Genomic DNA, 8912 nt, shown 5'->3' on the forward strand with positions numbered 1-8912 from the left:
GTACCACGCCGAGTACGGCGCCGTGATCGTCACCGGCGGGCTCGGCCCGACGCACGACGACGTGACGATGGACGCCGTCGCCGACGCGTTCGGTCGCGAACTGGTGCTCGAAGACGAGGTCCGAGCGGACCTGATCGAGTACATGGCCGACTACGAGGGGGTGGATCCCGACGAACTCGACTCCGAGACGGTCGAACTCGATCTCGCGGCGTGGGGGGCGACCCCCGCCGGTGCGCGACCCCTGCTCAACCCCGTTGGGCTCTGCCCGGGCGCCGCCATCGAGAACGTCTACGTGTTCCCCGGCCCGCCCGCGGAGTTCGAGGCGATGTTCGACCTCGTGGCCGAGGAGTTCGGCGGCGACGCGGTGAGCGAGACGCTCGCGACGACCGCGCCGGAAGGCTCGCTGACCGACACGCTCGCCGAGTTCCGCGAGCGGTTCGACCTCGTTGTCGGCAGCTACCCCTCCAGCGAAGGGACGAACCGCCTGAAAGTCACCGGGAGCGATCCCGACACCGTCGCCGAGGGGATCGAGTGGCTCCGCGAGCGCGTGTCGACCCCGGAGTAATCCCTCGACTGCCGCGGAGCGCGTGTTTTTGCGACGGCGTCACAGTTCTACCCATGACTGACACCGCGCTCGTCGTCGGTACGTGTTCGCTGTTTCGACCGCAAACACGAACGCGGAGTGAGCATGACCACTTGTGACCGCACCGCCCCGCACAGTCCACAGACCTCCCCAGCCGACTCACTCGCTCACGTCCGTTCGCTCGTTCGTCCCTCGCGCTAGTCGCGCCCACGAGGGGCGCTCCTGCTTCGCGCCGACCGCCACAGCGGTACGGTCGCGGTGGACGCCTCGCGGCCGCCAGCGGTCGGCGGCCGCGGGGGGAGGGGTGGGGACTCGGCGCTGCGCCGGGCTTCATGCCCGGCGCACTGCGGTCGCAAGTGGGCTACGAACGAGTTGCTGTCGCTGTCTCAGTTGCCAAAGATCGAGACGTTATTGCTGTCGAAAGACCCACCGAAGCAAAATCCGACTCGTCTCACGAACTCCAACGAAACCGTCGACTTACTTCCTACTCCCGCTGCCCGTCGACACAGTCCTCGATCGGGCCGAGCACGTCGTCGGCGACCGTGTAGGGATCCGTCTCGCGATCGACCACGCGTTCGGCCATCGCCTCGACGCCGCCGCGTCGGTCGAGTTCGTCGTCGATCAGGTCCGCCACGTCGGCCCGGAGGAGCTGCCGGATCTCGGCCGCGTAGCGCTGCTTGGCCTTCGCTTCCCGGCGGCCGGTGTCGTCGAGCCACGCCGAGTGGTCGTCGAGCGTCCCGATCAGCTCCTCGACGCCCTCGCCGGACTTCGCGACCGTCTCGAGCACCATCGGCTCCCAGACATCCTCCTCAGGCTCGTCCGCGTCGCCCCCGCCGACGGTCAGGTCGTCCTCGTCGGGGTGGTCGGGCTTCTCGAAGCCGCCGGTGTTCAGCTTCGCGGTCGGATCGCGCTCCATGTGGAGCATCTCCTCCAGATCCGCGACGGTGCGGCTCGCCCCGTCCATGTCGGCCTTGTTGACGACGAAGATGTCGCCGATCTCGAGGATGCCCGCCTTGAGCATCTGTACGTCGTCGCCCGAGCCGGGCTGGACCAGTACGACCACGGTGTCGGCGGTGCGGACGATGTCGACCTCGTTCTGTCCGGCGCCGACGGTCTCGACGATGATGCGGTCCTTGCCGAACGCGTCGAGCGCCTTGATTGCGTCGGAGGTGGCCGTCGAGAGCCCGCCGAGCGTGCCGCGGGCGGACATCGAGCGGAAGAACACGTCCATGTCGCCGACGTTGCTCGCCATCCGGATGCGGTCGCCGAGCACCGCGCCGCCGGTGTACGGCGAGGAGGGGTCGACCGCGATCACGCCGACGGTCTCCCCGCGGTCGCGGTAGTGCGCCGCGAGCTTGTCCACCAGCGTCGACTTCCCCGCCCCGGGGGAGCCGGTGACGCCGATCACGTCGGCGTGGCCGGTGTGCTCGTGGAGCTGTGAGACGATGTCGCGGTAGCCCGGCGCGCGGTCCTCGACTTTCGAGATCACGCGGGCCAGCGCGCGGTGCTTGCCGTCGAGCAGCTCCTCGACCAGCTCGGTCTCTGCGGCCGCGTTCATCGCTCGGGCGCGTGCTCCTCGACGAACTCGACGGTCTCCTCCATCGGCGTGCCGGGACCGAACACCTCCGCGACGCCCATCTCCAGCAGTTTCTCCTTGTCCTCGTCGGGGATGATCCCGCCGACGAGCACGAGCGTGTCGTCGAACGCGTCGTACTCCTTCAGCCCCTCGATCACCTTGGGGACCAGCGTGTTGTGGGCGCCCGAGAGGATCGAAATCCCGAGCACGTCGACGTCCTCCTGCACCGCCGCCTGAACGATCTCCTCGGGCGCGCGGTGGAGGCCGGAGTAGATGACCTCGAAACCGGCGTCGCGGAACGCCCGCGCGATCACGTGGGCGCCGCGGTCGTGGCCGTCCAGCCCGACTTTGGCGACGAGACAGCGGATGGTTCGTTGCTCCTGATCTGCGCTCATGACGGGGAGCTTCGCCCGGCGGCGGTTTCACTCTAACGGGTCGGCAGAGCCGCCCGATCGGTCGGGACGGGGAGCGCGACCGCCGGTCCGACGGCGTCTCACACCGCCGAAGGATTGAAGTCCGATAGCGATCATTGGTAACATGTACCAATGAAAATCTCGTCGTACGAGTATCGGAGCGGAGAAAAACTGTACGAATGTTCGGATTGTCTCGGTCATCACGCCAGCGCCGACAGGCTGACCAGCTGTCCGGAGTGTGGCGGTCCCGTCAAGAACATCACCAAACCCCGCGCGGAGTGAACGGGGGACGGCCGTCGGCCGCGGTCAGCGCGTCGCCCGTCGGCGGTACGCCGCGAACAGCGAGGGGAGTCCCAGCGGGAACGCCAGCACGCCGAACGCCGCGAGCGCGAGTGTGTCCGCACGCCAGCGACGGACGGCGACGGCGGTGGCGACGACGCCAAGCCCGGCGACCGCGTACGCCGCGTTGCTCCAGAGCGGCTCGTAGGAGGAGCAGTAGAGCCAGCAGACGAGCGTGTAGGAGGGCGCGTTCCACGTCGGCGGGGAGAGCTTCGGCCAGAAGAACCGACAGTACGTCGTCAGCCCCAGCATCGCCGCCGTCGGCAGCCCGACGAGCCACCACGTCGGGGTGAGGCTGTCGGGGAAGCGCCGGTAGCCCGCGAAAAAGAGCGCCGGGAAGCAGCACACCCACAGCCAGATCCCCAGCGTGTAGCTCACCGGCCAGTGTTCGATACGGGGCTGTCGAACCGGGAGGCGGAGCGACGACGGCAGCGTCACCCACGGGAACGACGGATCCGGGACGGCGTTGGTGAACAGCGCGAGCAGACAGAGGGCGGTGCCCGCCACGAGGCCGTACAGGCCGAGGGTCGTGTACCGATCGAGCCACGGCAGGAGCGGACGGCGACTCGCCACGGCGGATCACCCCTCCTCGTCGCGCTCCAGCGCCTCGCGCCGCCGCTCGTACTCCTCCTCGCTTAGGTCGCCGCGGGCGTACGCCGAGCGTAGCTCCTCGATCGCGGGGTCGCGCCCGTCGCCGGCGACGGCACGGACGCCGAGGAAGGCGCCGCCGACCACGACGAGCAGGAACAGCAGCTGCATCACCAGCCCCACGAGCGGGAACCAGCCCATCGCGCCGCCGCCGTCCCACATGTGGCCCCACGTTCCGCCCATCATCCCGCCGACGCCCATCATCCCGCCGACGCCCATCATCCCGCCGACGCCCATCATCCCGAACCCCGTGAACAGCACGGGGAACAGGACGAGGACGCCGAGGGCGACGAGCAGCAGCAGCCCGAGCCGTTGGCCGTCGGTGTTCGAGGACATATGTGATCGTACGGGACACTGATTTACCACGTTTGTTCTTAGGAAACCGCCGTTCGGCGGCCAGGGTTCCTTTCGATTCGAGGGTAGGAGACCGCGTCAGTTCGTCACCGAAAGCGAATCGGGACGCGGAGCAGCGATCTACGGCGGACGGCCGCCCTGTCCGCCCCCGTGTCGGTGCGTTGTTCGCTAAGGGAAACCGCAATAGACGAGGCGGCCGATCGTTCACCCATGCCTCCGACCATCGTCGAGGGCGTGCTCGAGTCGCTCCGGATCGGCGTGGGGTTCCTCTGGACGGCAGCGTGGGCGATCATCATGGGGCTGACCGTCACCAGCCTCGTCCAGACGTTCGTCTCGAAGGAACGGATGGCCGACGTGCTGGGCGAGGGCGACCTGAACGGGCTGACGAGGGCGACGGTGTTCGGCGCGATCAGCAGCGGCTGCAGCTTCGGCGCCGTCGCGATCGCGAAGGGGCTGTTCAAGAAGGGCGCGGCGGTCGTGAACGTGCTCGCGTTCATGTTCGCGTCCACGAACCTGATCGTCGAACTCGGCCTGATGATCCTGATCCTGCTCGGCTGGGAGTTCCTCGCGGCCGAACTGCTCGGCGGGCTGGTGCTGATCGCGGTGATGGCGCTGCTGGTCCACCTCACGCTCCCCGAGAGCCACTTCGACGAGGTCCGCGAGCGCCTGAACGAGCGCGACAGCGCGGCGGGCGTCGACGAGGACCCCACCTGCGGCATGGAGGGCAGCCCGGAGCACACCCTCACCACCGACGGCGGGGAGACGCTGCAGTTCTGCTCCGAGGGCTGTCTGGAGACGTACAGGCAGCGGACCGCCGGCGCCGGCGGTTGGCGCGAGGAGCTCCGGTCGTGGGGGGGCTGGTACAAGGTGGCCAACCAGTTCCGCAAGGAGTGGTCGATGATCTGGACCGACGTGATCGCCGGCTTCCTGATCTCGGGGTTCGTGATCGTGTTCGTCCCGCAGTCGGTGTGGAACGCGCTGTTCCTCGGGGGCGACGGGCTGTTCGCCACCGCCGAGAACGCGGTGATGGGCGTCGCGATCGCGGTGCTCAGCTTCGTCGGCAGCATGGGGAACGTCCCGTTCGCGGTCGCGCTCTGGGGCGGCGGGATCAGCTTCGCGGGCGTGATCGCGTTCGTCTACGCCGACCTGATCACGGTGCCCGTGCTGAACGTCTACCGGAAGTACTACGGCTGGAAAGTGATGCTGTATATCCTCGCGGTGTTTTTCGTCACGATGGCGTTCACGGGGTTCCTGATGGAGCTTCTGTTCGACGCGCTCGGGATCGTCCCGAACCTCGCGAGCGGGACGACCGCGACCGAGAAGTCCTACTTCGAGGTGGACTACACGCTCGGCCTGAACCTGATCGCGTTCGGCCTCGTCGGCTTCCTCGCCGTCGCGGTCCGCCGCGGCCTCGGCGCGCCCGGCCAGTACCGCGACCCCGTCTGCGGGATGCGCGTCGACGACGACGTCCCGAGCGCGACCCACGACGGCGACACGTACTACTTCTGCTCGAAGACGTGCAGGGAGGCGTTCGAGGCGGCGCCCGAGGAGTACGCCCACCACGGCCCGGAGGTCGACGCCGGGGGTCACGATCACGACCACTGACTCGGGTGGGTCACAACGGTGAAGGTCCCGCCAGCCGACCGGGTCCCCATGGACCGCCCCGCGCCGCGACTCGGCACCGAGTCCAAGACGTTCGGCCAGCGCGTCGGCGCCTTCCTCCTCGACGCGCTGCTGATCGGCGCCGTGTTCGGGATGCTCTCCGGACTCGTCGCCGCGCTCGCGTTCGTGGTGGTCGCCGACCCGACCGGCACGCTCGCGGTCGGAACCGTCGTGGCCGTCCTGCAGTCGTTCACCGTCGTCGCCGGGCTGGCGTACTTCGTCTACACGGAGGGCGCGTACGGCCAGACGCTCGGCAAGCGTGCGGTGGGCCTCGTGGTCGTGGACGAGGAGGGCGACCCGATCGGCTACGGCGACGCGCTCGCCCGGAACGTGCTCCGGGTCGTCGACGCGCTACCGGCGTTTTTCCTGCTCGGTGCGGTGCTGATCGTCCTCACCGAGCGGGGGCAGCGGGTCGGGGATCTGGCGGCGGGGACGATCGTCGTAGAAGCGAAGTGAGCGCGGCTACCCGGTCACGCCGAGGCGGCGGTCTCCGTCCCGCCCACGGTGCCGGAGACGTCGACGACCTTGCCGAACGCCGCGCCGAACATGTAGAACGCCGCGACCTGCACGTAGAACTGGATGAACGGCACGACGACCAGTCCCACGACCGTAATCGCGAGCACGAACACGACGACGTTGACCAGCGCGGCGAGCAGGAACGGGATCAGCCACGCGATCAGGTAGTCGACCGAGAGGATCGCCTGCTTGATCGTCCCCAGGTCGAACGCCGCGCCGAAGTTCCCCTCCAGCGCCATGTTGGTCAGCGCCGCGGGGATCAGGTAGTAGAGCAGGAACATCGCGAGCAGACTCACGAGGAGACCGAGAACGCCGATCCCGCCGAGAACCCCCGTCGCCGTCTCACTCCCCGTTGCGCTCCCGCTTCCGGCGACGAAGATGCTCGCGAACATCAGGACGAACGGGACGATCCCGTAGACGATCGACACGGCCGTCGCCTTCAGGCCGTCGACGATCATCTCGCCCCAGTTCTCGAACGCCGGCGGCTCCTCCTCCCCGCGGGCGGCGCCACCGAGCACCCAGACCAGATACCCCATGAGCGCGAACGCGGGGATGATCAGGATACTGCCGAAACCGAGCAGTCCGCCGATGACGATGCGACCGAGCGCGTTGTCCCCGTTGAACGGGTACGAAAGCCCTTCTTCGAGCATGTACGGGTGGACACCTCGCGACTATGACTTAACAGTTTCCCCGAGAGGTCGGGGTGCTGGCCGGCTCAGACGTGCTCGTCGAGGAACTCCACCACCGCCGAGTACGCCTCGATGCGGTTCTCCAGCTTCGAGAAGCCGTGGCCCTCGTCGGGGAAGAGTAGCTTCCGCACCGGGACGCCCTGCTCGCGGGCGTCCTCCACGATCTGTTCGGCCTCGCTGACGGGCACCCGCGGGTCGTTCTCGCCGTGGAGCACGAACAGCGGTGCGTCGATGTTCTCGATGTTGTTGGTCGGCGAGATCTCCTGCAGGAACTCCCGATCCTCGTCTAAGCTGCCGTACTCCGCCTCCCGCAGCGACCGCCGCCAGTCGCTGGTGTTCTCGAGGAACGTGACGAAGTTCGCGATCCCCACAACGTCGACGCCCGCCGCCCAGAGGTCGGGGTACTCAGTCAGCGCCGAGAGCACCATGAAGCCACCGTAGGAGCCGCCGTAGGCGACGATCCGATCCGCGTCCGCGTCGGGGTGGTCCTGCAGCCACTCGACGCCGGCTTTCAGGTCCTTCACCGAGTCCATGCGGTTACGCACGTCGTCGAGGCTGGCGTACTCCTTCCCGTAGCCCGAGGAGCCGCGGACGTTCGGCTCGAACACCGCGTAGCCGTTGTTGAGGAAGTACTGCTTCACCGCCCGGAACGACGGCCGGCGCTGGCTCTCCGGGCCGCCGTGAATGTCGACGATGACGGGCAGTTCGCCCTCGGCGTCCTCCGGCACCGAGAAGAAGCCGGGGATCTCCCGGCCGTCGAAGCTGGGCACGTGGACGAGCTGGGGTTCGACGAACGTCTCCCGGGGGATGCCCGCGGTGGCGGCGTTCGTCCAGCGGTCGCGCTCGCCGGTGCGCGCGTCGGCGACGTGGACGTTCGTGTTGTCGGTGCTGGCGGTGACGGTGACCGCGTACTCCTCGCCGTCCGGTCCCCAGTCGAGGCCCGCGACGACGCCCTCCGGGAACGACGCCGTCTCCGCGGGGTCGATCCGGTCGGGATCGACCAGTTCACCCACCGAGAGGTCGGTGTAGCCGTCGACGTTCCGGGTGTAGACGACCCGGCGGCTCTCCTCGTGGATCGAGACGCCGTCGACGTTCCACTCGCCCCCGTCCTCGACGACCGAGAACTCCCCTTCCGAGAGGTCCAGCCGTTCGAGCCGGAGCGTGTCGGAGTCGTGGTCGGTGACCATGTACAGCGAGTCGCCGTCGGGTCCCCACTCGACGCTGCTGAACCGCGCACGGCCCTCGTGGGGCGTGACGTGGCTGATACCGCCGTCGCTCACGTCGAGGACGTGCACGTCGTGGTCGAAACTCGAGTGGGCCTCGTGGACGAGCAGCCGGTCGCCGTCGGGCGACCAGCCCGAGAGGCTGAGCCAGCCGTCGCCCTCGTGGACCAGTTCGGCGTCGTCACCCACGCCGTCGCGGTCCTGCACGTAGATGTCGAACACCGTGTGGTCGCGGCGGTTGGAGGCGAACGCGAACCGTTCCCCGTCGCCGTCCCAGCCGCCCCAACGGTGTTTCGCGTCGGGGCGCTGGGTTCGGTTGGTGATCTCGCCGGTCGCGGTGTCGAGGGTGTACAGTTGGGCGCGCTCGTTGCCGCCCTGATCCTTCCCGAACGCGAGCTCCTCGCGCTCGGGGGAGTAGTCGACGAAGGTGACGCGGTCGTCGTAGAACGTTCGCTGAACGGGCCACTCGCCGGGGCCGTCGACGGTCCAGACCTGCGCGGTGCCGGTGGTGTCCATCAGGAACGCCAGCGACTCGCCGTCGGGACCGAACGAACCGCCGTAGGCGCTCCGGACGTTGAGGTACCGCTCGATGTCGTACGTTGTCACGGCTCACCGGTTCGCGGGGCGGGGCCAAGGGAGTTCGGGTCGCGGTCGGCCAGTGGGGGTTCGCCGGCGGTGACCGCCCGAGAGCGGCCGCCAGCGAGTCGTTGAAGGGGCTGCCGACCCAACGCTGGGGCGTGCTCCCCGCCGTCTCCACCGGGCTGCCGTCGTGGCTCGTCTCCGGCCTGCTGCTCGGCGTCGCCGCCTCCGTCGTCGTCGCGCTCGTGTTCGCGCTGGGCGAGCGGTACATCCCCGACCCCGACCGGAGCGAGCGCCGCGTCGGCGGGCCGGGACGCCAGCGCGCCGAGA

At 68.7% G+C, this 8912-nt stretch carries 10 protein-coding genes and 1 pseudogene; 5 read left to right on the plus strand and 6 right to left on the minus strand.

Annotated elements, in window-relative coordinates:
- A partial coding sequence (locus ACFR9S_RS05920; protein WP_379818265.1) for a competence/damage-inducible protein A occupies positions 1–565 on the plus strand: 565 nt, incomplete at its 5' end.
- 502 nt (positions 566–1067) lie between these two features.
- On the opposite strand, the gene meaB is transcribed toward ACFR9S_RS05920, so the two are convergent.
- Complete coding sequence (meaB, locus tag ACFR9S_RS05925) at positions 1068–2141, minus strand: methylmalonyl Co-A mutase-associated GTPase MeaB (protein WP_379731229.1); 1074 nt, start codon at positions 2139–2141, stop codon at positions 1068–1070.
- Positions 2138–2554: a cobalamin B12-binding domain-containing protein gene (locus ACFR9S_RS05930; RefSeq protein ID WP_379731228.1), complete on the minus strand. Its 417-nt coding sequence runs from the start codon at positions 2552–2554 to the stop codon at positions 2138–2140. Before ACFR9S_RS05930 ends, meaB begins: the two co-directional genes overlap by 4 nt.
- A 150-nt stretch (positions 2555–2704) precedes the next feature.
- Here ACFR9S_RS05930 and ACFR9S_RS05935 point away from each other — a divergent pair, with 150 nt between their 5' ends.
- A complete protein-coding gene (locus ACFR9S_RS05935; RefSeq protein WP_379731227.1) occupies positions 2705–2854 on the plus strand; it encodes a rubrerythrin-like domain-containing protein in 150 nt (49 codons plus the stop codon).
- A 24-nt stretch (positions 2855–2878) separates the two neighbouring features.
- On the opposite strand, the gene ACFR9S_RS05940 is transcribed toward ACFR9S_RS05935, so the two are convergent.
- Positions 2879–3484: a hypothetical protein gene (locus ACFR9S_RS05940; protein WP_379731226.1), complete on the minus strand. Its 606-nt coding sequence runs from the start codon at positions 3482–3484 to the stop codon at positions 2879–2881.
- A gap of 6 nt (positions 3485–3490) precedes the next feature.
- Positions 3491–3895, minus strand: a complete 405-nt coding sequence (locus tag ACFR9S_RS05945) for an SHOCT domain-containing protein (RefSeq protein WP_379818266.1) — start codon at positions 3893–3895, stop codon at positions 3491–3493.
- A gap of 228 nt (positions 3896–4123) precedes the next feature.
- Between ACFR9S_RS05945 and ACFR9S_RS05950 the strand changes: the two genes are divergently transcribed.
- On the plus strand, positions 4124–5518 hold the full coding sequence (locus tag ACFR9S_RS05950; protein WP_379818267.1) for a permease: 1395 nt from the start codon (positions 4124–4126) through the stop codon (positions 5516–5518).
- Positions 5519–5566: 48 nt separating this feature from the next.
- Positions 5567–6031, plus strand: a complete 465-nt coding sequence (locus ACFR9S_RS05955) for an RDD family protein (protein WP_379731223.1) — start codon at positions 5567–5569, stop codon at positions 6029–6031.
- A gap of 14 nt (positions 6032–6045) precedes the next feature.
- Here the strand turns inward: ACFR9S_RS05955 and ACFR9S_RS05960 are convergent, their stop codons facing one another.
- Both ACFR9S_RS05960 and ACFR9S_RS05965 read right to left on the minus strand, forming a co-directional pair.
- Positions 6046–6741: a DUF4013 domain-containing protein gene (locus ACFR9S_RS05960; RefSeq protein ID WP_379731222.1), complete on the minus strand. Its 696-nt coding sequence runs from the start codon at positions 6739–6741 to the stop codon at positions 6046–6048.
- Between the two features lie 65 nt (positions 6742–6806).
- Positions 6807–8609, minus strand: coding sequence for a S9 family peptidase (locus ACFR9S_RS05965; protein ID WP_379731221.1), 1803 nt, complete (start codon positions 8607–8609; stop codon positions 6807–6809).
- Here ACFR9S_RS05965 and ACFR9S_RS05970 point away from each other — a divergent pair.
- Positions 8603–8912: pseudogene (locus ACFR9S_RS05970) on the plus strand (hypothetical protein); the annotation flags it as partial. The gene ACFR9S_RS05965 and the pseudogene ACFR9S_RS05970 overlap by 7 nt on opposite strands.

The sequence above is a fragment of the Halolamina salina genome, assembly GCF_042678005.1.
Lineage (GTDB): Archaea > Halobacteriota > Halobacteria > Halobacteriales > Haloferacaceae > Halolamina > Halolamina salina.

What these genes read in the sequence shown, in the direction of transcription:
- meaB (WP_379731229.1), bottom strand. Translation starts at nt 2,141, where the DNA reads ATGAACGCGGCCGCAGAGACCGAGCTGGTCGAGGAGCTGCTCGACGGC.
- ACFR9S_RS05930 (WP_379731228.1), bottom strand. Translation starts at nt 2,554, where the DNA reads ATGAGCGCAGATCAGGAGCAACGAACCATCCGCTGTCTCGTCGCCAAA.
- ACFR9S_RS05935 (WP_379731227.1), top strand. Translation starts at nt 2,705, where the DNA reads ATGAAAATCTCGTCGTACGAGTATCGGAGCGGAGAAAAACTGTACGAA.
- ACFR9S_RS05945 (WP_379818266.1), bottom strand. Translation starts at nt 3,895, where the DNA reads ATGTCCTCGAACACCGACGGCCAACGGCTCGGGCTGCTGCTGCTCGTC.
- ACFR9S_RS05950 (WP_379818267.1), top strand. Translation starts at nt 4,124, where the DNA reads ATGCCTCCGACCATCGTCGAGGGCGTGCTCGAGTCGCTCCGGATCGGC.
- ACFR9S_RS05955 (WP_379731223.1), top strand. Translation starts at nt 5,567, where the DNA reads ATGGACCGCCCCGCGCCGCGACTCGGCACCGAGTCCAAGACGTTCGGC.
- ACFR9S_RS05960 (WP_379731222.1), bottom strand. Translation starts at nt 6,741, where the DNA reads ATGCTCGAAGAAGGGCTTTCGTACCCGTTCAACGGGGACAACGCGCTC.